Here is a 25,774-nt window from a genome sequence, read left to right as displayed (position 1 = left end):
TTCGCGGAGCTAACGCTACGTCGCCTCGGTGCGCCCCGTGCCAGCCGGGCCTATCGCCCACTCAATGCGTACACTGCACCATTGCTTCCCGGTATCGGCAACTCTCTGAGACGCGACATCAGGCCGAAACCCTCGGGAAAGCGATCATGCTTAACAGCTTGCTAAGACATCTTAGCTAATTGTTTGCATCTGACGTTCTGACAAGCCCACCGGAGTCCCATGAAGGACAAGAGCCCGCGCATCTTCCGCAATCTTGAAAAGACCGCCGGACGGGACGGCTTTGACACGATCGTCGGTGCGGCCGTGGCTTCCTACGGCTCGCTGCGCCTGCCGAACGACACGCAAGTGCGCGATTTCGGCCGTCTGGTCGATCCGCTGTGGACGAAGATCACCCCCGAGACCCGCCGCTCCGTCGCCGCCGCGCTGTCCAACAGCAGCCGCGTTCCCCGGGCGATCGTCGCCCGGCTCGTCGCCGAGCCCATCGAGATTTCCGCCCCCTTCCTGATGTCCAGCCCGGTGCTGGAGCCCGCCGATCTCGACATCCTCAAGGCAAGCTCCGACACCCGCATGCAGCGGATCGTCGAGGGCCGCAATCCGATCGCCCCGGCGGCGCCCGCCTTCATGACTGAGCCCGTCGCAGACGAACCCGTAGCGCACGCCGCGCCCGCCGCCGCAGTGCCGGTAGCCGCAAAAGCCTCCCCGGTTGCCGCCCCCGTGGCAACATCCGCTGCAGCTCCGGCAGCCTTGCGTCCAGCCGCCGCCACGCCATCCGTGGCGCCCTCCCCCCATTCCGCGCCAGCCGTCGAGGCGACGCCGGCCCCGCCGCTGCTGCGTGCCCGCAGCGCGCCGGTCGCGACGCCGCCCTCACCATCCGCCACCCGCGCCGATCTGGTGCGCGAGACGCTGCGGCGCCTGGCGCTCGCCGGCCGCCAGGCCGGACCTTCGGCCGATCCCGCGCCCAAACTCGAGGACCTCGTCGCCCTCGCGGTGCAGCAGGACGCCGACCGCTTCTACACGGGCCTGCGCCGCAAGCTGATGCTGCCGATGGACATGCTGGGAAAGATCGTCGAGGATGAGACCGGCGACCGGCTCGCCGTGGCGCTGAAGGCGATGAACGCCGGGGCTGCCGACGCCCTCACCATCTTGATGATGATGAAGCCGCGCATCGGTCTCGACGTCGAGGCTTTCGGCCGGATGACCAAGTATTATCGCGCCCTGAAGGTCGAGGACTGCGCCTCTCTCACTGGCGCCGCACTGCGCCGCCAGACCGTCGCCGCCCCCAGCCTCGAGCCGCAGTACCAGGATCTCGAGCCGCTCGAGCGTCAGGCCCCCCGCCCGATCTTCGGCCGCCGCGCCAGCCGCCCCGGCGAGACCGACAAGGGCAGCAAAAGGGCCTGAGGTTATCGCAAACCGGGAAACATCGCGGAAGCGCTGCTCAAGAAACTGAAGTCGACACGACGTCTCTTCGAGACGGCAGCAGGCCCGCGGAGCGGGCGACTGACAGCCTATTTCAGCCGTGGGCTACTCGTGAAGTAGAGCACCGCAAGGCCCGTCACGACGATGGCCACAGGCCCTATGAAAACGACGGCCATATCGGGCGTCATCGGCTGAGCTCCCGCTTGAGATAGGCTCTGGCACACAGATGTAGCGCCACGCTACCGCCCATGCAACCGACGGGCATGAGTGGCAATATGCTGGCCGCCGACAGCGAAGACGCGTTGGAAACCACGACGTTGATGATGGGACCGATGCCGCCGACGATGGTCAGTCCGATCGCCAGGCCGTTCCCATAGGCCGCCGTCAGTTTAGCCGTTTCCTCGCGTGGCGATTTGCGATCCCGAAGGCTGAACATGACGCGGTTTCCGCAGGAGTAGCGGGCGGAAAGGTTTCACGGCCCGTGCGCGGGTGTCTACGGGCTTGCCATCAGGAGTTTCATTGTCTGAACAAAGGCTCTCCCCCTACCCCGGCCCCTAAGCCGCGTCGGGATCGATGATCTCGAGATAAGTTTCGGGCGCCGCCGTCTCGATCTCCACCACCCAGAAATCCGGATCGAACCGCGCTTCCTGCTCGAAGCGGCGGGTCAGCGCCGCGTCGTCCGTCACGGCCTCAGTCATGAAGCTGCGGTCGCCGTCGCCGGAGGACATCGTCTGGACCGCTGGACCGAAAAGGCGGATCGAGCCGTCCCGGTTCCGGGCGATGATGTAGATCGCCCCGGCCGCCTCGGCGCCCCGGCGCGCGACCGCGGCAAAGCCGCCATCGGCAAACACCCTGCGCAGCAGTTGCGAGACGTAGAGGTCGCTGGTCACGCGCATGCGATTACTCCCGCCGCGCCGGCGTCGCCGGCCTCAGGATCCCGCTCTACTGCACCGCGCCGATCGAGACCAGTCGCTCGAGGATTCGCTTGTTGGGCTGGCCGGTAACGTCGAGCCCTTCCAGCGCCTCGAAGGTGCGGATCGCCTCGCGCGTGCGCTCGCCGAGGATGCCGTCGGCGTCGAGCTTGGCGACGTCGGCATGGGTCAGGCCGCTCTGGATCCGGCGCACCAGCTCGCGCTCCGGCAGCGAGCCGGTGGTGCCGGGATCGCGCGCCTCGCCGTCGTTCGCGGTCGCGGCGGTGTTGCTGGCATAGCGCTCGGGCGCGGGCTGCGCGACCGGCACGGTGCCCGCCGAAGGCTCGGCGTCGGCGACCCGCATGTGCGCCTCGATCTGCCGCAGGAGCTGCGTCGAGGGCTCGCCGTCGACACGCAAGGCGTATTCCGTCTGGAAGGCCTTGATCGCTGCGGTGGTCGCCTTGCCCGGCTTGCCGTCGAGCGCGGCGCTATAGTGCCCCGTCCGCGCGAGAAGGTTCTGCACCTCCAGCACCAGCGGTACCGCCATCAGGCTCTCGTCTACCCCGGCATCGCTGGTGACGAGCGGCGCCATGTCGAGCGGGCCGCCGCGCGTCGCCATCATCGGCCGCGGGTGCCGGCTCGGCTGCGAATAGAAGGCGTTGCCGGCCACGAAGGCGAACAGCACCGCGACCCCGGCAATGCCGCCCGACAGCACGGGGCGGGCCGCGATCGGAGCACCGATCTTGCCGAGGAGCGCGGTCGAGCCGCCGATCAGCCGCGCCGAGACGCTAGGCCGAACGACGCGTCTGCCGGTTGTCCTGCGCGGTGGTTGGGCTTTTTTTGCGGGCATCGGTGAGCGCTACGATCTTGTCGTTGGAGGTCTGTAGTTCTGCGATTCGGGCGGGACAGTCGAGCGGAATCCGGACGCTGACGGTGGTGCCGCGGCCGAGCGCACTGGCGATCTCCATCGAGCCGCCGTGCAACTCGCTCAGCGCCTTCACCAGCGACAGGCCAAGACCCGTGCCCTGGTAGCGCCGCGCCGGGCCGGTGGAGGCCTGGACGAAAGGCTGGCCGAGGCGCGGGATGTCGGCGTCGGCAATGCCGATGCCGGTATCGGAGACGCGAACCAGAAGCGCGCCATCGCGCCGCTCCGCCTCGAGCGCAATGCTGCCGATGTCGGTGAACTTCACCGCGTTCGACAGGAGGTTGAGGAGGATCTGGTGGCAGGCACGGGGATCTGCGACCATCTCGGCCGCGCCCGATCCGAGCCTGACGTCGAAGCGCAGGCCCTTGCGTTCGGCTTCCGGCCGCATCAGGTCGACCGCCGCTTTCAAAGCGGACTCGATGCCGAAAGGCTCGTGCTGCAGCTCATAGCGGCCGGCCTCGATCTTGGAGATGTCGAGGAGGCTGTTGACCACCGAGAGCAGATGCTCGCCCGACTGGCGGATCAGTCCGACATATTCCTTCTGCCGCGGGTTTTCGAAACTGCCGAAAAACTCCTGGTCGAGCACGTCGGAGAAGCCGATGATGGCGTTGAGCGGCGTGCGCAGCTCGTGGCTGACCGAGGCAAGGAACTGGCTCTTGGCGTCGGAGCTCTTCTTGGCCAGCGCCAGGGCGTCGCTGAGTTCGGCGGTGCGCAGCCGGTCGGCGGTGACGTCGCGGGCCAGGCACAGCACTGCCTGCAGCGCACCGGCCTCGCGCAGCGCGATCAGCTTCAGGACGATGTCGGAGAACCCGCCGCCGGTCGCGCGCTGCAGCCGCAGCTCGGTGCAGACCGTCTCGGCACCCGCCTTGATGTCGCCGAAGGCCTTCAGGTAGCGGACGCGGTCGGTGACGTGCAGCTGCTGGAATATCGCGGCATCATCGAGCGGTCCGCCGCCGAAAAGGCTTTCGGCCGCCTTCGAGGCCGAGACAAGACGGCCGTCGGCGGCAAAGCGCAGGACCGCATCCGACAAGGCGTTCTCGATCAGCACGGTCTCGGCCGATTCCAGCGCGCGCACCCTCTGGCCGGCACTGCGGGTCCTGGCGAGGCGGAGCGTCTGCAGGGCGGTGAAGGCGAGGCCGAGGACGACGGCGAGCGGGGCTTCGGCGGCAAAGCCCGTCCCGGCGATCGCGCCGCTCCACTCGGCCAGCGCGACACCGCCAAGGGTCAAGCACGCCATGCCGCCGGCAAAGCCTGCCAGCGAGCGGCGTCCGGCGACCAGCGCCTCGACCGGGGCCAGCAGCAGCAGCCAGAGGAGGGGCGAGGCAAGCCCTGCGCCAAGGCCGGCGACAAGACCGATCAGCACGGCAAGGCTCGTCGTGGCGCAGGAAAGGACGAGGCCGAGGCGACCGGTAGAAGCAAGGAGCCCGGCGAGCGCAAGGCAAAGGCCGGCGACGATGATCGGAGCCACGACGCCGCGCGTGCCGAGTTCGGCAAGGCTTGCAAAAGGCGACAGCAAAGCGGCGACGAGGCCGGCGGCGACCAGGGCGCCGATCGCCTTGGCCTGCGTGCGGCGCGCGTCAGCCTCCAATATGGCGGGCGCGACAAGGCCCTCGAAGCGGCCGAGGAGAACTTTTGCGAGAGACCCGCCGCGCTTGGCCGTCCCCCTGCTGTCTGCCCCGATCAATCCAGTCATTCACAACCCGCGTCCGCTTCGATGCCGGGCCGGGTGTTCGACATCACGTGAGTCGAGGCGCCCTCGCCGGTTGAAACGATCATGGCCCCGAACGGTTTAAGGAAGGCATAAGCGCTTGGCGATTGCCGCCCGCCAGGCCCCCGCAGCGCGGCCCTCGCCACGGCCATCAAGCGCCAAGTGCGATCATGGTTAACGCAGTCTAAAGACGCCCGCCAAAACGCCAAGCCTTTGACTCAAATGCGTTTCAGGCCTGACTTCACGCCTTGATCCGCAAGATCGAGCGCATTTGAATCAAATTCGTCCACCGTTTTGAACGCCGCTTTCGCGCGGGCTCTGGCATGGTCTGTTTCACAGGGCAGACAGACGGCTTTCGCGGGCCGGACGATCCCCGGCAAGGCGCCGGCGGACGGCTCGGGGAAAGGGGCAAACCGATGCGTTTCATCTTGAAGGCGGCGTTCTTTCTCGGGCTGATCGCCTTCTTCATGCCTTTCGGCGGCGCGCCGAAGGAAGCCAATATCTCGATGGTCGGCGCCTTCGTCGGCGCCCAGCAGGCGATCGCCGACCTCACCGGCTTCTGCGACCGGGCACCGCAGGCCTGCGACACCGGACGCGAATTGGCGGTCTTCGCCGGCGAGCGGATCACCGACGGCGCGGCTTTCGCCTACAGCCTGGTGCAGGAGAAGGTCGAGGGGCGCGACGCCCCGACGGTCGCCGCCAGTTTGCCGACCGATCCGGTGAACACCGGCGCCGTGCCCGGTGCCGCCCTGCCGGCGATCCCCGCCGAGGCTGCCGCACCCAAGGGTCCACTCCCTTACATGCCGCCGAAGCGGATGACGGCAGAGGCGGACGTCGATGACGCCGCCGCGACCGCCGAGACGCCGGCGGCGACCACCGGTGCCCGGCCGCATCACGCCGTCATCCCGGCCATCCCGACCCCGGCCCCGCGGGTCTGACCCCTGACAAGCCGGCCGGAACCGCCTATATCCGCGGGAGCACCTTCAGCGGCGGACACGGCATGAACAGCATCGACGACATCGAGGCGGATTTCGAACTTCTCGACGACTGGGAAGACCGTTACCGCTATCTCATCGAGCTCGGCCGCCAGCTGCCGGACATGCCCGAGGCAACCCGCAACGACCAGAGCAAGGTGCCGGGCTGCGTCAGCCAGGTCTGGCTGACCAGCGAGACCGAGGCGACGACGCCGCCGCGGCTGACCTTCAAGGGCGAGTCCGACGCCCATATCGTGCGCGGCCTCGTCGCCATCACGCTGGCGCTGTTCTCCGGCCGGACCGCTCCCGACATCCTCGACATCGACGCCGAAGCGCGTTTTGCCAAGCTCGGGCTGCAGGAACATCTGACGCCCCAGCGCTCGAACGGCCTGCGCTCGATGGTCGGCCGCATCAAGGAAGACGCGAAGAAGGCGATGAGCCCGGCCTGAGCCGCCCACCGCCCGACGCGAAGCCCGCCCGGCCTCAACCGCCGCCGCCAACCGTCGGCCGGTAATCCGCCGATCCCCAGCGCCGGATCTTGCCCTCGCCGGATCCCCCGGCCTCGGCGGCGTAGCCGTAGTGCCGCGACAGCGCGCCGAGCCCGGCCTTCAAGAGCAGCTTGGCGGACCGTGCCGGCCATTGCCGCTCCCGCTCGACCAGTTCCAGGCCCTTCAGGAAACAGCAGACGTCGAGGACGACGCCGGCAAGCTCCGGCCCGACCGCGTCGAGCGCTGTAAAGACGCGCGCCTTGGCGTCTAGCGCGCTGTCGGAGAGGTCCCCCGCGCCCCCCGCCACTCCGGACGCGCGCGGCGTCAGCGACCAACGCTGGGTGACGCTCGGCGTCAGGCGGGCCCGGGTGAAATCCACCCGCAACCGCTCCCCCGCCATCGCCTCCGCCGCGCCGATGAACGGGGCCCCGTCCTTGCCGCACCGGGTGGAGAGCCGGGCGAGCGGCGATTCGTCGGCGTTGAAGCCGGAAGCTGCGGGCGGCCGCGGGCTCAACGCAGGCCTCCCGCCAGCTGGTCGCGCAGGGCTTCCGCTTGCCGCTCGTGCCGGGTCAGAAGCGCATCGAACCCGCCATCGTCGCGCCGCGCCTCGACTTGGCGCACGGCATAGCCGACCGAACTGCGGTGACGCCCGAACTCCCTCGCGATGGCCCGAAGCGACAGCTGGAACACCACATGCGCGAGATACATGCCGACGTGCCGCGCGGCGCAGACCTCCTGCCGCGACCGGCCGGGCGCGACGAGCGCCGCGGCGGGAACCCGCAGCATCATCCCGGCGACCGCCCGCGCAAGGTCGCAACAACGGCGGACGGCGTCGTCGCGGCAGCCGGCGGCTCCCACCGGTAGGACGGACTGATTGTCCGGAGCGGAGTGCGGACGTCCGCCATCCGAGGTGCGAGTTTCGGCCTTCGAAGGGATGCGGCTGGACGGACGGATGCGTTCCAACGGGCGGGAAAGGGTGTGCGACATGGGACCTCCTTGGGAATCGCAGACAGCATGCACCCAATCCGAAAATATAGGAATAATATCTTTTAGAAATTTTGCAGGTCGCGCCTAACTACGGCGGACCGGCAGCATCCCGTCGACGCCCAACAAGATTTAAGGATAGTTTTCCTCCACCCCTCGCCGCCGGTGCATGCTCGTCCGACCACCACCGGCGAGGGCAGCATGGACGAGATCGAGAAAATGGAAGCGGCGCTCCGGGCGGCCGTCCTGGCGCACCGGATCGCGCTGCACGCGCGTCTGCAATCGGAGACCAACGGGTTCGAGCTGCGGTTCCTCTGCGCCCGGCTGGGCTTTGCGGCGGAGGACCTCGACGCCATCGCCGCCAGCCCGGACGCCGCGGCGCTGCCGCCGGCCTTGGGGGAACGGTTGCGGCAGCGGCTGGCGGCCGAGGCGACGCGCCTTGCCCGGCTCGCCCGCGCCGCCAGCCCCGGCTACGACATCAACCGGCACATCGCGGTGCGCCGGGCGATCGGCTGGGCGAAGGCGGCACCGCCCCGGGTGATGCCTGGCACACCGGGCGAGAAGCGCTCCGGCTGGGTGCTGAACGGGCGCTTTCGCCGGACTCGCGGCAGCCGCCGTCCTTCGCCGCAGCGGCTCACGCCGGAAGGGATGCCGGCACCGCTTGGCGGCGGCTAGTCCTTTCGGATGATCCCACAGCCTATCTCGCCGTCCCGCCTTGACAGGTTTTGCCGCACCAGCCCAAATCCCGCGGCAATGCGGGCCAGGCGGAAGAGGAAAACCTCACGCCGGCCCTTGGGATCTGGGAGGATCGATATGCGCCATTACACCGCCATGCTCGCCGCGACCGTTGCCGCGCTTGCGCTCGCCCCCGTCGGCGCTTCGGCGCAAGCGGTATCGAACGACGTCGTGAAGATCGGCATCCTCAACGACCAGTCGGGCGTCTACGCCGATTTCGGCGGCAAATGGTCGGTCGAGGCGGCGAAGATGGCCGTCGAGGATTTCGGCGGCACCGTCCTCGGCAAGCCGATCGAGATCATCGACGCCGACCACCAGAACAAGGCCGACATCGCCTCCAACATCGCCCGCGAATGGTACGACGTGCAGAACGTCGACGCCATCATGGAGCTGACCACCTCCTCCGTCGCCCTCGCCGTCCAGGGCCTGTCGAAGGAGAAGGAGAAGATCGACATCGTCACCGGCGCGGCGACGACCGAACTTACCGGCAAGCAGTGCAGCCCCTACGGCTTCCACTGGGCCTACGACACCCATGCGCTGGCCGTCGGCACCGGCGGCGCGCTGGTCAAGGCCGGCGGCGACAGCTGGTTCTTCCTCACCGCCGACTACGCTTTCGGCTATTCGCTGGAGCAGCAGACCGGCGATTTCGTCAAGGCGAACGGCGGCACCATCCTCGGCTCGGTGCGCCATCCCCTCGCCTCCACGGACTTCTCCTCCTTCCTGCTGCAGGCGCAGAGTTCCGGCGCGAAGGTGATCGGCTTCGCCAATGCCGGGCTCGATACCGCCAACGCCATCAAGCAGGCGGCCGAGTTCGGCATCGTGCAGGGCGGCCAGCAGCTCGCCGCCCTCCTCTTCACCGCCGCCGAGGTGCACGGCCTAGGGCTCGAGGCGGCACAGGGCATCAACCTCACCGAAGGCTGGTACTGGGACCAGAGCGACGAGAACCGCGCCTTCGCCGAAAAGTTCATGAAGCGCACCCAGCGCATGCCGAACACCATCCAGGTCGGCACGTACTCGGCGGTGCTGCAGTACCTGAAGGCGGTGGATGCGGCGAAGACCGACGCCACCAAGCCGGTCGCGGCAAAATTGCACGAAATGCCGGTCGAGGACGTTTTTGCCAAGAAGGGCGTGGTCCAGGCCAATGGCCGCATGGTCTACGACATGTACCTCTTCCAGGTGAAGGCGCCGGCGGACTCGACCAAGCCCTGGGACTATTTCAAGCAGGTCTCCGTCGTCCCGGGCGCGGAGGCGTATCTGCCGGTCGACAAGGCCGGCTGCGACACCGCGAGCTTCCCGAAATAACCGGCGGCGGCGCGATGACGACAGCTGCAGCCCCCGTCCCCCGTCCCGCCCCGTCCGGCGGGGCGATCCTCTCGGCGCGGGGCCTGACCAAGCAGTTCTTCGGCTTCAACGCCGTGCGCGACGTCGACCTCGACATCCACGAGGGCACGATCCACGCGCTGATCGGCCCGAACGGCGCCGGCAAGACGACGGTATTCAACCTGCTGACGAAGTTCTTCGCGCCGACGTCGGGCACCATCACCTTCGCCGGCCGCGACATCACGAAGCTTGCGCCAGCCGAGGTGGCGCGGCTTGGCCTCGTGCGCTCGTTCCAGATCTCGGCGGTCTTCCCCCACCTCACCGTGCTCGACAATGTCCGCGTCGCGCTACAGCGCCCGCAGGGCCTCTCCACCCAGTTCTGGCGCTCCAACCGCCTGCTGCGCCGGCTCGACGAGCGGGCGATGGAGCTCCTGGAGGCGGTGAACCTTGCGGACAGTGCCGACCTTCCGGCGGTCGAGCTCTCCTATGGCCGCAAGCGCGCGCTGGAGATCGCCACCACCCTCGCGCTCGACCCGCCGATGATGCTGTTCGACGAGCCGATGGCCGGCATGGGCGCCGAGGACATCGGCCGCATCTCCGCCCTCATCCGCCGCATCGCCAAGGGCCGCACTGTGCTGATGGTAGAGCACAATCTGAACGTCGTCGCCGACCTCTGCGACCACGTCACCGTGCTCGCCCGCGGCGAGATCCTGTCGCAGGGAACCTATGCCGAGGTCAGCGCCGATCCGCGCGTCCGCGAAGCCTATCTCGGGACCGAGCATGAATAGCGCCGCCGTCTCTGCCTCGCCGCAGACCCGCCAGCCCTTGCTGGAAGTACGCGACCTCGACGCTTGGTACGGCGAGAGCCACGTTTTGCACGGCGTCTCGCTCGACCTCTTCGAGGGCGAGACCATTACCCTTGTCGGCCGCAACGGCGCCGGCAAGACGACGACGCTGCGCGCCATCATGGGCCTCCTCTCCCGCCGCACCGGCACCATCCGCATGGCCGGCCGCGACATGACGAAGGTGCCGCTCCACCGCACCGCGCATGCTGGCATCGGCTACGTGCCCGAGGAGCGCGGCATCTTCGCCAGCCTCTCGGTGGAGGAAAACCTGATGCTGCCGCCGAAGGTCGCCGAGGGCGGCATGTCGGTCGAGGAGATCTACACGCTCTTCCCGAACCTTGCCGAACGCCGCGCCTCGCCCGGCACGAAGCTCTCCGGCGGCGAGCAGCAGATGCTGGCCATCGCCCGCATCCTGCGCACCGGCGCCCGCGTCATCCTCCTCGACGAGCCGACGGAAGGGCTTGCCCCGGTGATCGTCCAGCGCATCGGCGACGTGCTGGTGCAGCTGAAGGCCAAGGGCATGACGCTCCTCCTCGTCGAGCAGAATTTTCGCTTCGCCCGCAAGGTCGCCGACCGCTTCTTCCTGATGGAGGACGGCCACATCCTCGAGAGTTTCGCCACCGCCGAGCTCGACGCCAAGATGGACCGGCTGCGCCAGGTCGTGGGGGTTTGACGCGATGACCATGATCTTCGGGGTCCCGCTTCCCGCGCTTGCGGGCCAATTGCTGGTCGGGCTGATCAACGGCTCGTTCTACGCGCTGCTGAGCCTTGGCCTTGCCGTCATCTTCGGCCTGCTCCGGGTGATCAACTTCGCCCATGGCGCGCAGTACATGCTCGGCGCCTTCACCGCCTATCTCCTGCTGCACCATGGCGGCATCGGCTTCTGGCCGGCGCTGGTCGTTGCGCCCCTCATCGTCGCTGTCATCTCCGGCGTGATAGAGCGGACCATGCTGTCGCGGCTCTACGGCCTCGATCCGCTCTATGGCCTGCTCTTCACTTTCGGCCTCGCGCTGATCCTCGAGGGCCTGTTCCGCTGGCAGTTCGGCGCCGCCGGCCAGCCCTATGCCGCGCCCGCCCTACTCGCCGGCGGCACCAATCTCGGCTTCATGTTCCTGCCGAACTATCGCGGCTTCGTCATCCTCGCCTCGCTGGTGGTCTGCCTGTCGACCTGGTTCCTGATCGAGAAGACGCGGCTCGGCGCCTATCTGCGCGCCGCAACCGAAAACGCGCTGCTGGTGCAGGCCTTCGGCGTCAACGTGCCGCTGCTCCTGACGCTGACCTACGCGCTGGGGGCGGGGCTGGCGGCCATCGCCGGCGTGCTGGCGGCGCCGATCTACCAGGTGAGTCCGCTGATGGGGACGAACCTCATCATCGTCGTCTTCGCGGTGGTGGTGGTCGGCGGCATGGGCTCGATCATAGGCGCGATCGTCACCGGCTACCTGCTCGGCCTACTCGAGGGCCTCACCAAGGTCTTCTACCCCGAGGCCTCGAACATCGTCATCTTCGTCGTCATGGCCGTGGTGCTGATTGCCCGGCCGGCCGGCCTGTTCGGACGGGAGGCCTAGATGTCCGCTGCCGAAACCGCCCCGGCGGTCCCCGTGACGTCCCCCGCCCGCCGCGCCGGCCAGCGGCCGCTCGGCCGCATCGGCCTTGCCGTGGCATTGCTGGCGCTGGTCGGGCTCGTTGCCGCGCCCTTCCTCGTCTACCCCGTCTTCCTGATGAGCGTCCTCTGCTTCGCGCTCTTCGCCAGCGCCTTCAACCTCCTCATCGGCTATGCCGGCCTCCTCTCCTTCGGACATGCCGCCTTCTTCGGCGGCGCGGCCTATTTCACCGCCCATGCAGTGAAGGAATGGGGTTTCGAGCCGCTCTCGGCGATCCTCCTCGGCACCGCGGGCGCCGCTGGCATCGGGCTCGTCATCGGGCTGCTGGCGATCCGGCGCCAGGGCATCTACTTCGCCATGATCACGCTGGCGCTGTCGCAGATGATCGCCTTCATCTTCCTGCAGACGCCCTTCACCCATGGCGAGGACGGCATCCAGAACATTCCGCGGGGCATGCTTCTGGGCGTCATCGACCTCAACCAGCCGCTCGCCATGTACTTCTTCGTGCTGGCCATCTTCCTCGCCGGCTTCGGCGCGGTCTGGCGGATCGTGCACTCGCCTTTCGGCCACATCCTGCAGGCGATCCGCGAGAACGAGAACCGCGCGGTGTCGCTCGGCTACCGCGTCCACCGCTACAAACTCGGCGCCTTCGTGATGTCGGCGGCGCTCGCCGGCACCGCCGGCTCGACCAAGGCGCTGGTGACGCAGATCGCGACGCTGACCGACGTGCAGTGGCAGATGTCGGGCGAGGTCATCCTGATGACGCTGCTCGGCGGCATGGGCACGATCCTCGGCCCGGCGGTCGGCTCGGGCCTCGTCATCCTCCTGCAGAACTATCTGGCCGCCGTCGGCTTCCCTGTGACCGTTCTCATCGGCATGATCTTCGTTCTCTGCGTCCTTGTCTTCCGCCGCGGCATCGTTGGCGAGGCGATCCGCCTCCTGAAGCGCTGACACGGCGCTTGCCTTTTCCTCTCCGGAAGCGCCGAACGGCGCTTCCCTTAAGCCTCCCGAAGCGCCGTTCCGCGCTCCCCTTCCGGAAAGCATGACATGACCACCATCGGTTTCATCGGGCTCGGCTTCATGGGCCACGGCATGGCCAAGAACATCGTCGAGAAGGGTTTTGCCTTGCAGGCGAAAGCCAACACCAAGCGCGAGGCGATCGAGGATCTGATCGCGCGCGGCGCCACGGAGAACGCCGACATCGCCGCCATCGGCGCGACCTCGGACCGGGTGGTGCTGTGCCTGCCGGGCTCCGACCAGGTCGAGGCGGTCATCGCCGGTCCCGGTGGTCTGCTGACGAACCCGAAACAGGGCCTCATCATCCTCGACAGCTCGACCTCGAACCCGGTCTCGACCCGGCGCCTGTTCGACCTCTGCGCCGAGAAGGGCGTGACGCTCATCGACGCGCCGCTCGGCCGCACGCCGAAGGAGGCCATGGCCGGCACGCTCGACACCATGGTCGGCGCGACGCCCGAGATGTTCGAGACGGTGAAGCCGCTGATCGAGACCTGGTCGGGCAAGATCGTCCACACCGGCGGCCCCGGCTCCGGCCACACGATGAAGCTCCTCAACAACTTCGTCTCGCTCGGCTACGCCGCGCTCTATTCCGAGGCGCTGGCGATCGGCGCCAAGGCCGACATCTCGGCCGAAACCTTCCACGGCGTCCTTTCCGGCGGCCGGATGGACTGCGGCTTCTACCAGACCTTCATGCAATACGTCGTCGGCCGCGACCGCGACGCGCACAAGTTCACCTTGAAGAACGCCCACAAGGACACCCGCTACCTCGTCTCCATGGCCAACGAGGCCGGCATCGCCAGCCATGTCGCCAGCGCCGTGAAGAACAGCTTCGCCACCGCCGAAGCCATCGGCCGCGGCGACGATTTCGTGCCGATGCTGTCGGACATCGTGGCGGAGCTGAACGGGATCAAGCGGGCCTGATCTCCCCCCTTGCGGGAGAGATGCCGGCAGGCAGAGGGGGTGCGGGCGACCAAGCGCCGGAGAGCGGCGGTCAGGCGTTGGAGAGCGGCCGTCAGGCGTCGGAGGGCGGCGGTTAGGCGCCGGAAAGCGGTGGAGAGGCGTCGGCGACCCATCAGAAGAATTCGTCATCCCGGACTTGATCTCTGCGAAACCAACGGTTTCGCTGGGATCCATTCCTCAGCGGTTGCGCCGCTCTCCCCGTTAGAACGGGGCGTTGTTGAAGCGGGAATGTCCACCCAAGCAGTCATGCCCGGCGGTTTGGAATGGATCCCGGATCAAGTCCGGGATGACGAACGTCGAGGGAGACCGGTGCCTCTGGAGACGCCGAACCGCAAGGCGGCGACGACGCACACGCAGACGCAGACACACACACCCACACCCACACGAACACACCCACCGGGATGACGAACCGCCGAGCCTCGCCTAGGCTCCCCTGAGCATCTCCCACCGCAGGACGCCCCATGCAGCTCTTCTTCGATCCCGCCCAGGCAGACCACCGCCCGACCCAATACGGCGTGCACGGCAAGTTCATCCGGCCGCTGGAGAACCCGGACCGGGCGGCGACGCTGGTCGAGGGGCTCGCCAAGCTCGGCCTTATCCACGAGACGCCCGTCGACCACGGCCTCGGCCCGATCCTAAAAGTGCATGAAGACCACTACCTCGCCTATCTCCAGGAAGCCTTCGCGCTGTTCCAGGAGCTGCCGAATGCCGGGCCGGAGGTGTTTCCGAACGTCCATCCCTATGTCTCGGCCGGGCCTGACTTCGCGCCGCGGGGGAAGCCGCGCACGACCGGCATTCTCGGGCGCACCGGCTGGTACATCGGCGATCTCTCCTGCGCCATGATGGAGGGCACCTGGCGGGCCGCCTATGCCTCGGCCCAGACGGCGGTGAGCGCCGCCGAGAGCGTGCGCGCGGGGGCAAGGGCCAGCTTTGCGCTCTGCCGCCCGCCCGGCCACCACGCCTATGCCGACCGGGCCAACGGCTTCTGCTTCCTGAACAATGCCGCGATATCAGCGGAGCACCTGCGCCAGCGCTTCTCCCGCGTCGCCATCCTCGACTTCGACACCCACCACGGCGACGGGACGCAGGCGATCTTCTACCGCCGCAGCGACGTGCTGGTGGCGTCGACGCACACCGATCCCACCGCCTACTACCCGCACTTCGCCGGCTATGCCGACGAGACCGGCGCCGGCGAGGGCGTTGGCTTCAACCTCAACGTGCCGCTGGCGCAAGGATCCGGCGATGCCGCGTTCCTGGCCGCCGTCGAAATGCTGGCGGACCGGGTGCGCGGTTTCGGTGCCGAGGCGCTGGTCGTCTCCGCCGGCTGGGACGCCCACCGCGACGATCCGCTGTCGAAGCTCGCCGTCACCAGCGAGGCCTATCGCGAGGTCGGCCGCATCCTTGGCGGGCTCGGCCTGCCGACGGTGATCGTGCAGGAAGGCGGCTACTCGCTCGCCGCCGTCGCCGAGGCCGCGCCGCGCTTCGTCGAGGCGTTCAGGAAAGCGCACCAGTAGGCGCTACTCCACGAACACCCGGCTGGAGGCGGCAGCCCCCTTGGCATCGACCACCGAGATGTCGACGAAGCCGGGCTCCCTCGGGCGCCAGGCCGCCTGTCGGTCGTAGAGACCGCGCAGAACAGGGGCGCCGTCGATGTACCAGGTGAAGGGCGGCGCGCCGTTGCGCACCTTGAGGGAGAGGTCGGCGGCAAGGCCCTCCGCAAGGCCGAGCTCGACATGGGCGGCGTCGGGCGGAAAGGTGATCTCCGGCCGCGGTCCCTCGCCCGGCCGGCCACCGATAGCCCCGACGCGGCGCAGCGGCGGCGGCAGCGCCTTGCCGGTGGCGGCGAGAATGCCGGGCGGCGGGCCGGGCAGCCGCACGCCGGGGCCGATGCGGGCAAAAACGTCCGACATCACCGGCACCGCCGCATCCTGTCCGACGAGGCCGGCGACCGGCGCACCGTCGGGGCGGCCGAGCCAGACGCCGACGACATGCGCGCCGTCATAGCCGATCGACCAGGCGTCGCGGTAGCCGAAGGAAGTGCCGGTCTTGTGCGCGATGGTGCCGGGCGAGCCCTTCACCGTCGCGGTCGCGCCGGCAAGGATCGAGGTGACGTACCAGGCGGCCTGCTCGGTGAGGACGCGGGCGCCGGGCTTGGCCGAGAGGATCGCCGCGGGGTCGGCATCGAGCCGCAGCGGCTTGGCCATGCCGGCATTGGCGATGCCGGCATAGATGGCCACCAGATCCTGCAGCGAGAGGCCGAGGCCGCCGAGGCCGATGGCAAGGCCCGGGATGGTGCGGCTGCCGAGCTCGGGATCGGCGCCGGCGCGGCGCATGCGCTGCACCAGCCGCGAGGGACCAACGGCGCTGAGCAGTTCCACCGCCGGCAGGTTGCGCGACAGCTGCAGCGCCCGGCGCGCGGTGATCAGCCCCTCGAAGCTGTGGTCGAAGTTCTGCGGGGTGTAGCCGGCGAAATCGGTCGGCCGGTCGTCGACGAGGCTCTCGGGATGGGCAACGCCGCGCTCGAAGGCGAGGCCGTAGATCAGCGGCTTCAGCGTCGAGCCGGGCGAGCGCTGCGCCAGCGTCAGGTCGACGAACCCTTGCCGCTCGGCGTCGAACAGGTCGGGCGCGCCGAGACTGGCGAGGATCTCGCCGGTGTGGTGGTCGGCGACCATGAAGGCGAGGCTGACCGGCTTCACCATCACGGCCACCCGGGCGCGGGCATAGGCCTCGAGCCGTTCCTGCAGCGGCTTGTCGATGGTCAGTCGGAACTGGCGCACCAGCGGCTGTGCCCGGTGCAGGCGGTCGGCGGCATGCGCGGCCAGCATCGGCATGGCGCGGCGGCCGGCCGGCATAGGCTCGGCGATGCCGCGCTGCGCCTCGCCGGGGGTGAGGATGCCGAGCTCCTCCATGCGGCCGATCACCTTGTCGCGGGCGCGTTTGGCGCGCTCGGGGTGAAGGTCCGGCCGGTAGCGCTCGGGTGCTTGCGGCAGCGCGACGAGGAGCGCCGCCTCGGCCACCGTCAGCCGCCGCGGCTCCTTGCCGAGCCAGGCAAGGCTCGCCGCCCGGATGCCCTCGATATTGCCGCCATAGGGCGCGAGTTGCAAATAGAGCTCGAGGATTTCCGGCTTGGTGCGGGCCCGCTCCAGCGCGAAGGCGAAGAGGATTTGCTCGGCCTTGGCGGCAAAGCTGCGGGTCGGTAGGCCCCGCATCATCCGCGCCACCTGCATGGTCAGCGTCGAGCCGCCGGAGACCAGCCGCAGATGCCGCACCGACTGCCAGGCCGCACGCAGGAACGCCTGACTGTCGACGCCGGAATGCGTCTGGAAGCGCTTGTCCTCCCAGGCCGTGAGCATGGCGACGAAGCGCGGATCGACCTCGGCCGGCGTCACCTGCAGCCGCCAGCGCCCGTCGGGATTGGCGAAAGCCCGCAGCAGCTGGCCGTCGCGGGCGTTGATGACGACGCCGGTCTCCGGCTCGGCGATGGCGGCAACACGGGCGGCGATGGCGTCGTCGAGCCAGTGCGTGGCGGCGAAGGCGGCGGCGGACAGCAGGATGAACGCGGCCGGGAGAATGAAGCGCTTACGCATGGGATCCACGACATGATGCCGAGTGGGGCGGCGCCCACCCCCCTCTGCCTACAGGCATCTCCCCCTCAAGGGGGGAGATCAGTCTCACCGCCGTCTGCGACAAGCCGATCTCCCCACCTGAGGGGGAGATGGCCGGCAGGCCAGAGGGGGGTGCGCCGAGCGGTCCTCGGCTGAACATTGGCCTCCGCCCCTACCGCAGCGCGCCGACCACCGTCACGCTCGACTGGTCGGTGCTGCCGCGGCGGTCGGGACGGTACATGTCTTCCACCACCGCAGCGGGGTGGACGAAGGTGCCCGGCGAGATGGCGCGCACGATGTAGGCGAAGCGCATCGCCCCCTGCAGCCCGCTTGCCTTGTTGACCGAAACGATGAACCGGTCGGCGCGGAACTCGGTGTGAGCGGCCGTGCCGGTCAAGTCCAGGAAGTCGAGCGCCGCGACGTCGCCGCCGCGCAGGATCGCCGGGTTGTCGATCTCGAAGCCGGCCGGCAGCGGATCGTTGATGATCAGCCGCGCAGCGTCGCCGTCCGACGGCTGGACCTCGATGAGCGCGACGAGACGGTCGCCCTGGCCGACCGTCGTCGGATCGGCCTCGGCGCCGTCCAGCGTGTAGTAGCTGCGGGTGATGGCGTAGCCGCTGGCATCGGCGGGTGGCGCGACCTTCGGCACGCCGGCGAGCGTCATCTCGGCGGAGACCTTCTCGGCGCCACGGTTCACAAAGCTCTTCGGCGTCGCCAAGGCGGCGATGTCGTAGGAACCGGCGAAGGCGCCCTCGCGGTCCTCGCCGTCGATGGTGAGGCTGGGTGGCCGGCTGGAGAGGAGCGCATGGGCGGCCATCAGCGACCAGGCGTCTTCCTGGGTCGAGGTATAGCGCTTCTCCGACCGCTTCAGCCCGACCTGCCGGACCAGTCCGGCGAAGTCGACGCCGTCGATCTGGCTCTCGACGCCAAGGGTCAGGACCGCGGCGCCGTCGCGCAGGGCCGTACCGTAGTCGCTGCGGACGGCGCGGGCCGGGTCGCTGTCGTTTTCGGCCGCGCCGACCGCCGTGCGGAAGACGCTTTCGGCGCGCACCCGGTCGCCATAGAGGGCGAGCGCTGCCGCAAGATGCGCCTTGGCGAGCGGCGTCGCAAAGTTCTGAACCTCGTTGTCGGCGTAATACCGGAGATCGCCGATCGCCGCGCGGCCGTTGCGGGCGAGGACGTAATAGGCATAGGCGACCGGACCGAAGTCCGGCTTCTCCGGCAGATAGTTGATGCTGTTCTTCAGGTTGTCGAGCGCCAGCGTGAAGCTCTCGGCGGGCACGGCGTAGCCGGTCTCGCGGGCGCGGGTGAGGAAGTCGGTGACATAGGCATCGAGCCAGAGATCGCCCGAGTCCGGCTGCCAGAGGCCGAACCCGCCGGAGGACGACTGGTTGGCAAGGACGCCGGAGATCGCGTCGTTGACCCGCTTGGCGACGTCCTCGCCGCCGGAGAGCCCGGCCGCGAGGATGGTCTGGTCGAGGTAGACCAGCGGCATGGCGCGGCTGGTCAGCTGCTCGGTGCAGCCATAGGGGTAGCGGTCGAGCGCCCGCACGACGCCAGCGACGTCGAAGCCGCCGAGGCCGGTGATCGAGACTGTCGCCCGCGCCGTGTCCGGCACGAAGTCGGCGAAGATGTCGTCGCCGAGCGTCAGCGTGCCGCCCTTGGCGGCGACCTCGAACGCTGATTTCGTCACCGTCTCCGGCGCGATGGAGCGCACCGGCAAGCCGAAATTTTTGGTGAGGACGGTGCCGTCCGGCGTCGTCATCGCCAGCGTCATGCCGGCATCGCCGACTGTCTCGGCGGTGACCGGCACCAGAATGCGCTGGTGGCCCTTTTCGGAGAGGGTGAGATCGGCGGTGGCATTGGCCTCGAGCCGGACGATGCCGTCACCGCCGGTGAGCGCCAGCCGGACCGCACCGACCGGGCCCTCGACATGGGTGATGTCGATGGAGATGCGCGAGGTGTCGCCCGGCGCGAGGAAGCGCGGCTGGCTGACCTGCATGACGATGGGATCGCGGACCACCATGTCCTGGCTCGCCTGGCCGACGCCGGTCTTCGACCAGCCGACGGCCATCAGCTTCAGCGTGCCGTTGAAATCGGGCACGGTGACGGGAATGCTGGCCTTGCCGTCGGGGCCGATGGTGACGATGCCGGAGAAGATCGCGACGAGCTCGTCCATCGGCGGCGGCGAGACCATCGAGGCCCCGGCGTCGCCGCCCGAGCGGACCGCGCCCGGCGCGCCTTGCATGCGGTCGATCAGTTTCGAGTAGAGGTCGCGGATCTCGACGCCGAGGCGGCGCTGGCCGAAATAGAACTCCTGCGGCGACGGCGCCTCGAAGCTGGTGATGTTGAGGATGCCGACGTCGACGGCGGCGAGCGTGACATAAGCGGTGTCGCCCGGCGCGACGCCGTCGACGGTGAGGCCAACATTGATCGTCTGGCGCGGCACGATCGTCGCCGGCGCATCGAGCGAGACGGCCAGCGCCCGTGCGCCGGGATCGACGGCGGCGTGGGTCAGGCCGATGGCGCGGCCCGGCATGCGCTTCTCGGTGATGTCCATCGGGCGGTAGAGCACGGCGGCGACGTAGACGCCCGGGCCCCAGTCGCGGGTGACGTCGAGCGTGACGTCGCCGCCTTCCGCCGGAATATCGGCGCTCTGCATAGTGATGACGCGCTCGTCCATCACGAGCACCTCGACCTTGCCGGCAAAGCGCGGCTCGACATGCACCACGGCCTTGTCGCCGATGGCGTATTTCGGCTTGTCGAGCGAGACCTTGAGGATATCCGTCGTCTCGGCGGTGGCGGCCGCGACGTACCAGCCGGCGTCGAAAGTGACGCTTGCCGGCAAAGCGTTGCCCGCGGGGTCGGTCAGCACCAGTTCGTAGCCGCCCCATTTCACCGGCACGGCGATCCGGCCGAGATCGGTCTCGGTAAGGTCCAGCGTGCCGCTCGCGACCCGTTCCTCGGTGCGGACCGGCTCATAGTTCCAGCGGCCATTGGTCTGGTACCACTGGTAGTCGAGGTTCACCTTGTTCAGCACCCAGGCGACCTTCGGCAGCGCGGCGCGCTGCATCGCCGGGTCGAGCGCCACCACCTCGAACGCGGCCTCGGCGCCCTCGCCCACGGCACCGTCGAACAGCGGCTTCACGCCGATGCGCGGCTTGGTGCCGGCGAGCGGCAGGTCAAGGCTCTGCTCTACCGGCCGGCCGCCGGCATCGGTCACCCAGACCACGACCGAGGCCTCCAGCGGCCGCGTGGTCGAGGGCGCCTCGAAAGGCGCGACGACGAGATCGGCATGGCCCGCCTCGTCGGTCGTGCCGGGATCGAAGGACATGCGCGTCGCCGTCGGCGCGTCGTCGGCAAGGCCGAAACTGTATCCGGCAAAGCCCGCGACCTCGGTCGCCGGCTGGATGACGGCGTCGGCGGTGACCTCGAGACCCGGCGCCACGGCACCGAAGAGATAGCGCACGTCGAGCGAGGCGGTCGGCGGCGCGGCGGAGTCGAACACCTCGGCGTCGAGCCCAAGGTCGAAGGCGATCTTCTGCGGCTCGAAATCGTCGACGAGGACGGTCTTCTCGGTCAGCGAGGGACGCTTCGGATCGGTGTAGAGCGCCATTTTCCAGGTGCCGCGCATGGCGTTGTCGGGGAAGACCACGGCCCAGTCGAAGCCGCCGGCGGCTTCGTCGACGATCTGCTCGCGCGAGAACTCGACGCCGTCGGGGCGGGTGACGATGCCGGTCAGCGTCAGCCCGGTGACGCCCTCGCCGCGCGCGTCGCGCATCATGCCGGTGAAGAAGGCGGTGTCGCCGGTGCGGTAGATGCCGCGGTCGGAGGTCAGGAACACGTCCAGCGCGCCGGCGGGCGCCCTGCCCTCGACGCCGCGGTCGGTGAGGTCGAAGGGCGTCGCGGTGAGGTCGAGGAAGGAGAAGTCCGCGGCCTCCTTGCCGGCGGCGGTGAGGACGGCCGGCCGGTCGCCGGCGGTGCCGCGCATCAGCCCGGCGGACAGCCTCGCATAACCCTTGTCGTCGGTGGTGACGGTGCCCAGCACGTTGTTGTTGGCGGCGATGAGGTCGAGCTTTATGCCGGCCAGCGGCCCGGCGGTGCCGAGCGAGCGGGCGAAGACATGGAAACCGTCCTCGGCGGCAAACGTGGTGAGGCCGATGTCGGTGAGGACGAACCACTGCGTCGCTTGCGTCTCGTAGGTCTTCTTGCCGTTGCGGGCCTTGGCCGAGAGCAAGTAGACGCCGGGCTTCAGGTCCTTGACCAGCGCCGAGACGGGGATCGCGGTGACGACCTCCTCGTTGGTCTTGCGGGCGACGTCGACGACACCCTTCCAGACTTCCTCGCCCTGGTTCGCGGCGATGTCGTCGACCTCGTAGGACGAGAACTGCTGCAGAAAACGGCTGTCGGTGATGGTGCGGGCGAGCTGGCGGTCGCCGACCCGCATCAGCCGGGCCTCGATCACGTCGGTATTGACGGTGGTGACCGGGATCGACGCCTCGCCGCCGGCCGGCAGGACATAGGCGTTGGAGGCGAAGCGGGCGGTGGGATCGCGGTCGCGGACGTAGACCGAGATGTCGGCCGGCTTCGTCAGCATCTCGCCCGAGGCGGCGAGAATGCCGCGGCGCGCGAGGATGCGGTAGCGCGCGCCGTGTGTGACGCCATCGACGCAGATCTGCGAGCCGGTGGCCGAAACCGGCAGGCTGTCGCCGCCCTCGACCGAGATGAAGTCGCCGGCGGTTTCGGAATTGACCAGCGAAGGCGCCAGCGGCTCGGAAAAGTTCAGGCAGATGCGGGGATGGGCGGCATTGTTGTCGACGGTGTTCTCAGTGATGCGGAAGCCATGGCTGCCGATGGCGTCGGCGAGGCGCTTCTCGGCGCCGGCGTCGGCGACAAGCTTGACGCTGGCGCGCCAGCTCTTGATCGCGCCGACCCAGTCCTCGCCGAGCGACTGGCCTTGCGCCAGGAGGTCGAGGGCCGCGGCCTTGCCCGCATCATCGGCCGCGGTGACGTAGGCGTTGATGGCGGACGGACCCCGGAGGGCGTCGTTGTCGGATTTCTGCTGGTAGTCTTCGGAGGTGAAGGCGAGCGTTGCCCGCGCGAGGCCGGTCCAGGCCTCGGACAGCATGGCATCGCGCTTCAACGCCTCGCGGTAAAGCCGGGCGCGCTCGCCCGCATCGCCCGCCGCCGCGGCATCGGCGAGCAGCGTGGCGTCGTCGAGGCTCGTGTCCTTCTCCTCGTCCACCACGGCAAGGCGCAGCTGCGCGGCCGCCTCGATCTGCGCGCGCGGCAGGAAGGCGAGCTCGGCCTCGCGCTCGGCGACCTGGTCCTCGGAAACCACGACGGCCGCGGCTATCCGGCCGGACGTTGCGCCCTCCGAGAAGCGCAGCTCGCCGATCGATTCCTTGAGGAAGCACCATTTGGTCTTGGTGTTGAGGGTGAACGCCTGGCAGCGGTCGTCGGCAAGACAGGCGGTTTCGCAGATGTTCGCGTCGACATTCTTCAGGATGTCGTAGTCGCCGCCGAAATAGTCGGACTTCGGCGAGGCGACGATGCGGCGCTCGGACTCCTCAGCCACAGAGGTACCGGCCGAGAACAGCAGCAGACCCGCCACGAGAGACGCGCCGATGCCGCGCAGTCCGCCTCTCATGCCGATGTCCCGAATGACCCGGATGCCCATGACCGATCCCCCGCCGCCGCAGACTGTTCCCACGGGAAAGCTAGTCTGCTTCCCCGTCGCATACCAGCGGTTTCATGGGCGGTTGGCCGTTGCCCACATGGGCCTCGCGTCCGCCATCGACCGGGCGACGGCGAGCGGCAAAGCGTCCAGCAGCGGCAGTGGGGATCAGCTGCCGGTGGCGCCGGCGACGGCGGGCAGCGGCGGCGTGCTCGGCACGGCAGAGGGACTGTCCGGGCTGAAGCTCAGGAGGAATTCCGGCAAGTCCTTCAGCGGCTTGGGCGTCGAGAAGAAGTAGCCTTGCATCTCCTCGCAGGACTCGCCGAGCAGGATGTCGCGCTGCTCGGCGGTCTCGACGCCCTCGGCGATGACGGCGATGCCCATCGCCTTGGAAAGGCCGATGACGGCCCTGACGACGGCAAGGTTCTCGCGCTTCGACAGGTCGCGAACGAAGGACTGGTCGATCTTGACCTTGTCGAACGGAAATTTCGATAGGTAGCCAAGAGAAGAGTAGCCGGTGCCGAAATCATCCATCGAAATACGGATGCCGAGCTTGCGGAACGCCGTCAGCACCGAGAGGACGCCCGCGGTGTCGTGCAGCAGGACGCTCTCGGTCACCTCGAGCTGCAGCCGGTTGGGCTCGAGGCCGCTGGCCAGGACGATGCGGCGCACGTCGGCGAACAGCGTCGGGCTGCGGAACTGCACCGGCGACAGGTTGACCGAGACCGAGAGGTTGGCCGGCCAGTCCGCCGCATGCCGGCAGGCGGTCTCCAGCACCCAGAGGCCGATCGGCTCGATCAGCCCGACCTCCTCGGCGATCGGGATGAAGTCGGCCGGCGAGATCATGCCGCGCGTCGGATGGCGCCAGCGCAGCAGTGCCTCGAAGCCGGAGACCAGGTGCCGGGGCACGTTGACGAAGGGCTGGTAGGCCAGCTCGAGCTGGTTCTGCTCGAGCGCCTTGCCGAGGTCGATCTCGGTGGCGCGGCGCAGCCGGATTCGCTCGTCCATCGCCGGCTCGAAGAAGCAGTAGGTGTTGCGGCCGCGGCTCTTGGCGGCATAGAGCGCGAGGTCAGCGCTCTTCATCAGCGAGAAGCCGCCGCTGTCGCTGGTGTCGGTGACGCCGCGCGGCGCGGCGCCGGCGACGACGATGCCGATCGACACGCCGATCGAAATCCGGTGATGCTCGATCTGGAAGGGCTGGCCGAGGGCGGTTGTCACCTGCTGCGCCAGGACCTCCGCCGCGATCGGCTGCAGCTTGCCAACCTGGACGATGGCGAACTCGTCGCCGCCGATGCGCGCGACGAGATCCTCAGCGCCGGTGGACTCGAGGAGACGCTCGGCCACGGCCCGCAGCAACTGGTCGCCGACGGGATGGCCGAGCGTATCGTTGACGAACTTGAACCCGTCGAGATCGAGGCAAAGCACGGCAGCGGGCGGGCCCTTGCCGGTATCGCGGTCGACTTCCTCCAGCCGCTCGCGCAGACGGGTGCGGTTGGGCAGGTCGGTCAGGGGATCGTGGTTGGCGAGGTAGGTCAGCCGCTCGGCGGCGGTATGGCTCTCGGTGATATCCTCGAAGGTGAAGACCTGACCGCCAGCACTGATGATCTGGCGCGAGACGGCGAGCATGCGGCCGCCCTGCATCTCGCGCGTGAAGAAGCTGCCGTTCGCCGCGGTGAGGACGCCATCGAGGTTCGGGTGCCGGGCGATGGTCGCCAGCGGCTGGCCGAGTTCGAAGGTGCCGAAAAGCTCGGTGAAGCGGCGGTTGAAGACGACCAGCCGGGCCTTGCCGTCGAACATGCAGAGGCCCTGCGTCATGTTGTTCAACGCCGCCTCGAAGCGGACGTTCTGGATGGCGATCTGTCCGTCGTAGACGTCGGCCTGCGTCGCCACCTGCGTTTCGATCTTGCCGAAATGCTGGGAGATGCTGTCCTGCATCACCGCGAGCGCGGTCAGGAGCTCGGCGGTCTCGCTGCCGCCGCTCGGGGTGATCGTGTTCTGGAAGTTGCCGGCAGCGATCGACTTGGCGATGGCGAGGGCGTTGCGCATGGCCGGAACGATGGTGCGCGACAGGCTGTAGGAGATCGCCACGGCGATCAGCATCGCCAGCCCCATCGCCATCCAGGTCCGGTCGACGGAGACCGCAATGAGACGCTCGACATTGTTGCGCACGCCATAGGCGTCGGCCGCAAACACCCGCACCGCGGCGTCGACCTCCTCGTTGGCGGCGCCAAGCTCGCGCAGCAGCATCCGGCCGGTCAACGCGCCGTTGCTCGCCTTCAGCCGCATCAGCCGGCGCTGGATGGCGTCCGTCGCCGCCCGGCCCTCCTCCGAGATCGAGCCCTCGCCGGCGACCGAGAGATCGGCGATGACGGCGGCAATCTCGGAGCTGAAATACTGGCTCTGCGCGGGAGTAAGCGGTGTCGCGTCGTTTTCGCCCTTCTCCCGCCGGAAGACGGCGTCGAGCTGCACCATGTGATTCTGCGCCGAACGCAGGCCGTTACTGGACAGAAGTGCGTCATCATAAATCTGCACGGCGAGATCGCCGATCCGGATCTGCGAATGCTGCGCGAACACCCCGACCACGATGGTCACGATGGTCAAGCAAAGA

The 25,774-nt window shown here is 68.7% G+C and carries 20 protein-coding genes; 11 read left to right on the top strand and 9 right to left on the bottom strand.

Annotated elements, in window-relative coordinates; all coding sequences use genetic code 11:
- The first annotated feature begins 219 nt into the window (after positions 1-219).
- Complete coding sequence (locus ACZLZY_RS00345; RefSeq protein WP_472931412.1) at positions 220-1,398, top strand: hypothetical protein; 1,179 nt, start codon at positions 220-222, stop codon at positions 1,396-1,398.
- A gap of 202 nt (positions 1,399-1,600) precedes the next feature.
- Here the strand turns inward: ACZLZY_RS00345 and ACZLZY_RS00340 are convergent, their stop codons facing one another.
- The 4 genes from ACZLZY_RS00340 to ACZLZY_RS00325 form a co-directional block, all read right to left on the bottom strand.
- Positions 1,601-1,852, bottom strand: coding sequence for an amino acid transporter (locus ACZLZY_RS00340; protein WP_472931411.1), 252 nt, complete (start codon positions 1,850-1,852; stop codon positions 1,601-1,603).
- Positions 1,853-1,970: 118 nt separating this feature from the next.
- The gene (locus ACZLZY_RS00335) at positions 1,971-2,312 is read right to left on the bottom strand and encodes a DUF1491 family protein (RefSeq protein ID WP_472931410.1); all 342 of its coding nucleotides are present in this window, start codon (positions 2,310-2,312) and stop codon (positions 1,971-1,973) included.
- A 46-nt stretch (positions 2,313-2,358) separates the two neighbouring features.
- On the bottom strand, positions 2,359-3,177 hold the full coding sequence (locus ACZLZY_RS00330; protein WP_472931409.1) for a peptidoglycan-binding domain-containing protein: 819 nt from the start codon (positions 3,175-3,177) through the stop codon (positions 2,359-2,361).
- Positions 3,116-4,945, bottom strand: a complete 1,830-nt coding sequence (locus ACZLZY_RS00325) for a sensor histidine kinase (RefSeq protein ID WP_472931408.1) — start codon at positions 4,943-4,945, stop codon at positions 3,116-3,118. Before ACZLZY_RS00325 ends, ACZLZY_RS00330 begins: the two co-directional genes overlap by 62 nt.
- Positions 4,946-5,376: 431 nt before the next feature.
- On the opposite strand from ACZLZY_RS00325, the gene ACZLZY_RS00320 reads away from it, so the two are divergent.
- A complete protein-coding gene (locus ACZLZY_RS00320) occupies positions 5,377-5,898 on the top strand; it encodes a DUF5330 domain-containing protein (protein ID WP_472931407.1) in 522 nt (173 codons plus the stop codon).
- 62 nt (positions 5,899-5,960) lie between these two features.
- A complete protein-coding gene (locus ACZLZY_RS00315) occupies positions 5,961-6,383 on the top strand; it encodes a SufE family protein (RefSeq protein ID WP_472931406.1) in 423 nt (140 codons plus the stop codon).
- 34 nt (positions 6,384-6,417) lie between these two features.
- On the opposite strand, the gene ACZLZY_RS00310 is transcribed toward ACZLZY_RS00315, so the two are convergent.
- On the bottom strand, positions 6,418-6,936 hold the full coding sequence (locus tag ACZLZY_RS00310; protein WP_472931405.1) for a DUF6456 domain-containing protein: 519 nt from the start codon (positions 6,934-6,936) through the stop codon (positions 6,418-6,420).
- Positions 6,933-7,409 (bottom strand): helix-turn-helix domain-containing protein, encoded by a 477-nt coding sequence (locus ACZLZY_RS00305; RefSeq protein WP_472931404.1) that lies wholly within the window; start codon positions 7,407-7,409, stop codon positions 6,933-6,935. The genes ACZLZY_RS00310 and ACZLZY_RS00305 overlap by 4 nt, the downstream gene beginning before the upstream one ends.
- Positions 7,410-7,607: 198 nt before the next feature.
- Between ACZLZY_RS00305 and ACZLZY_RS00300 the strand changes: the two genes are divergently transcribed.
- The 8 genes from ACZLZY_RS00300 (at position 7,608) to ACZLZY_RS00265 (ending at position 15,398) form a co-directional block, all read left to right on the top strand.
- Positions 7,608-8,081 (top strand): hypothetical protein, encoded by a 474-nt coding sequence (locus ACZLZY_RS00300; RefSeq protein ID WP_472931403.1) that lies wholly within the window; start codon positions 7,608-7,610, stop codon positions 8,079-8,081.
- Between the two features lie 138 nt (positions 8,082-8,219).
- The gene (locus ACZLZY_RS00295) at positions 8,220-9,443 is read left to right on the top strand and encodes an ABC transporter substrate-binding protein (RefSeq protein ID WP_472931402.1); all 1,224 of its coding nucleotides are present in this window, start codon (positions 8,220-8,222) and stop codon (positions 9,441-9,443) included.
- 14 nt (positions 9,444-9,457) lie between these two features.
- On the top strand, positions 9,458-10,249 hold the full coding sequence (locus ACZLZY_RS00290) for an ABC transporter ATP-binding protein (RefSeq protein ID WP_472931401.1): 792 nt from the start codon (positions 9,458-9,460) through the stop codon (positions 10,247-10,249).
- A complete protein-coding gene (locus ACZLZY_RS00285) occupies positions 10,242-10,979 on the top strand; it encodes an ABC transporter ATP-binding protein (RefSeq protein WP_472931400.1) in 738 nt (245 codons plus the stop codon). Before ACZLZY_RS00290 ends, ACZLZY_RS00285 begins: the two co-directional genes overlap by 8 nt.
- Before the next feature lie 4 nt (positions 10,980-10,983).
- Positions 10,984-11,871, top strand: a complete 888-nt coding sequence (locus ACZLZY_RS00280) for a branched-chain amino acid ABC transporter permease (RefSeq protein WP_472931399.1) — start codon at positions 10,984-10,986, stop codon at positions 11,869-11,871.
- Positions 11,872-12,858 carry a branched-chain amino acid ABC transporter permease gene (locus ACZLZY_RS00275; RefSeq protein WP_472931398.1) on the top strand — a complete coding sequence of 329 codons (987 nt, stop codon included), beginning with the start codon at positions 11,872-11,874 and terminating at the stop codon, positions 12,856-12,858.
- 96 nt (positions 12,859-12,954) lie between these two features.
- Positions 12,955-13,845, top strand: coding sequence for an NAD(P)-dependent oxidoreductase (locus tag ACZLZY_RS00270; protein WP_472931397.1), 891 nt, complete (start codon positions 12,955-12,957; stop codon positions 13,843-13,845).
- 500 nt (positions 13,846-14,345) lie between these two features.
- Complete coding sequence (locus ACZLZY_RS00265) at positions 14,346-15,398, top strand: histone deacetylase family protein (protein ID WP_472931395.1); 1,053 nt, start codon at positions 14,346-14,348, stop codon at positions 15,396-15,398.
- A gap of 3 nt (positions 15,399-15,401) precedes the next feature.
- Here the strand turns inward: ACZLZY_RS00265 and pbpC are convergent, their stop codons facing one another.
- The 3 genes from pbpC to ACZLZY_RS00250 form a co-directional block, all read right to left on the bottom strand.
- A complete protein-coding gene (gene pbpC / locus ACZLZY_RS00260; protein ID WP_472931394.1) occupies positions 15,402-17,471 on the bottom strand; it encodes a penicillin-binding protein 1C in 2,070 nt (689 codons plus the stop codon).
- Positions 17,472-17,661: 190 nt separating this feature from the next.
- Entirely contained in the window at positions 17,662-23,139 is a 5,478-nt protein-coding gene (locus ACZLZY_RS00255; RefSeq protein WP_472931393.1) for an alpha-2-macroglobulin family protein, read from the bottom strand.
- Positions 23,140-23,334: 195 nt separating this feature from the next.
- Positions 23,335-25,758 carry a putative bifunctional diguanylate cyclase/phosphodiesterase gene (locus tag ACZLZY_RS00250; RefSeq protein WP_472931927.1) on the bottom strand — a complete coding sequence of 808 codons (2,424 nt, stop codon included), beginning with the start codon at positions 25,756-25,758 and terminating at the stop codon, positions 23,335-23,337.
- Positions 25,759-25,774: the final 16 nt, after the last annotated feature.

The organism is Mesocryomonas lacus (assembly GCF_055730135.2).
Note: the sequence above shows the minus strand (reverse complement) of the source record. Positions and strands in the feature narration are given on the sequence as shown.

Excerpts from the sequence above, each read along its gene's own strand:
- ACZLZY_RS00280 (WP_472931399.1), top strand. The coding sequence starts at position 10,984 with ATGACCATGATCTTCGGGGTCCCGCTTCCCGCGCTTGCGGGCCAATTG.
- ACZLZY_RS00275 (WP_472931398.1), top strand. The coding sequence starts at position 11,872 with ATGTCCGCTGCCGAAACCGCCCCGGCGGTCCCCGTGACGTCCCCCGCC.
- ACZLZY_RS00335 (WP_472931410.1), bottom strand. The coding sequence starts at position 2,312 with ATGCGCGTGACCAGCGACCTCTACGTCTCGCAACTGCTGCGCAGGGTG.
- pbpC (WP_472931394.1), bottom strand. The coding sequence starts at position 17,471 with ATGCGTAAGCGCTTCATTCTCCCGGCCGCGTTCATCCTGCTGTCCGCC.
- ACZLZY_RS00315 (WP_472931406.1), top strand. The coding sequence starts at position 5,961 with ATGAACAGCATCGACGACATCGAGGCGGATTTCGAACTTCTCGACGAC.
- ACZLZY_RS00295 (WP_472931402.1), top strand. The coding sequence starts at position 8,220 with ATGCGCCATTACACCGCCATGCTCGCCGCGACCGTTGCCGCGCTTGCG.
- ACZLZY_RS00345 (WP_472931412.1), top strand. The coding sequence starts at position 220 with ATGAAGGACAAGAGCCCGCGCATCTTCCGCAATCTTGAAAAGACCGCC.
- ACZLZY_RS00325 (WP_472931408.1), bottom strand. The coding sequence starts at position 4,945 with ATGACTGGATTGATCGGGGCAGACAGCAGGGGGACGGCCAAGCGCGGC.
- ACZLZY_RS00255 (WP_472931393.1), bottom strand. The coding sequence starts at position 23,139 with ATGAGAGGCGGACTGCGCGGCATCGGCGCGTCTCTCGTGGCGGGTCTG.
- ACZLZY_RS00290 (WP_472931401.1), top strand. The coding sequence starts at position 9,458 with ATGACGACAGCTGCAGCCCCCGTCCCCCGTCCCGCCCCGTCCGGCGGG.
- ACZLZY_RS00330 (WP_472931409.1), bottom strand. The coding sequence starts at position 3,177 with ATGCCCGCAAAAAAAGCCCAACCACCGCGCAGGACAACCGGCAGACGC.
- ACZLZY_RS00340 (WP_472931411.1), bottom strand. The coding sequence starts at position 1,852 with ATGTTCAGCCTTCGGGATCGCAAATCGCCACGCGAGGAAACGGCTAAA.
- ACZLZY_RS00265 (WP_472931395.1), top strand. The coding sequence starts at position 14,346 with ATGCAGCTCTTCTTCGATCCCGCCCAGGCAGACCACCGCCCGACCCAA.
- ACZLZY_RS00320 (WP_472931407.1), top strand. The coding sequence starts at position 5,377 with ATGCGTTTCATCTTGAAGGCGGCGTTCTTTCTCGGGCTGATCGCCTTC.
- ACZLZY_RS00285 (WP_472931400.1), top strand. The coding sequence starts at position 10,242 with ATGAATAGCGCCGCCGTCTCTGCCTCGCCGCAGACCCGCCAGCCCTTG.
- ACZLZY_RS00270 (WP_472931397.1), top strand. The coding sequence starts at position 12,955 with ATGACCACCATCGGTTTCATCGGGCTCGGCTTCATGGGCCACGGCATG.
- ACZLZY_RS00305 (WP_472931404.1), bottom strand. The coding sequence starts at position 7,409 with ATGTCGCACACCCTTTCCCGCCCGTTGGAACGCATCCGTCCGTCCAGC.
- ACZLZY_RS00300 (WP_472931403.1), top strand. The coding sequence starts at position 7,608 with ATGGACGAGATCGAGAAAATGGAAGCGGCGCTCCGGGCGGCCGTCCTG.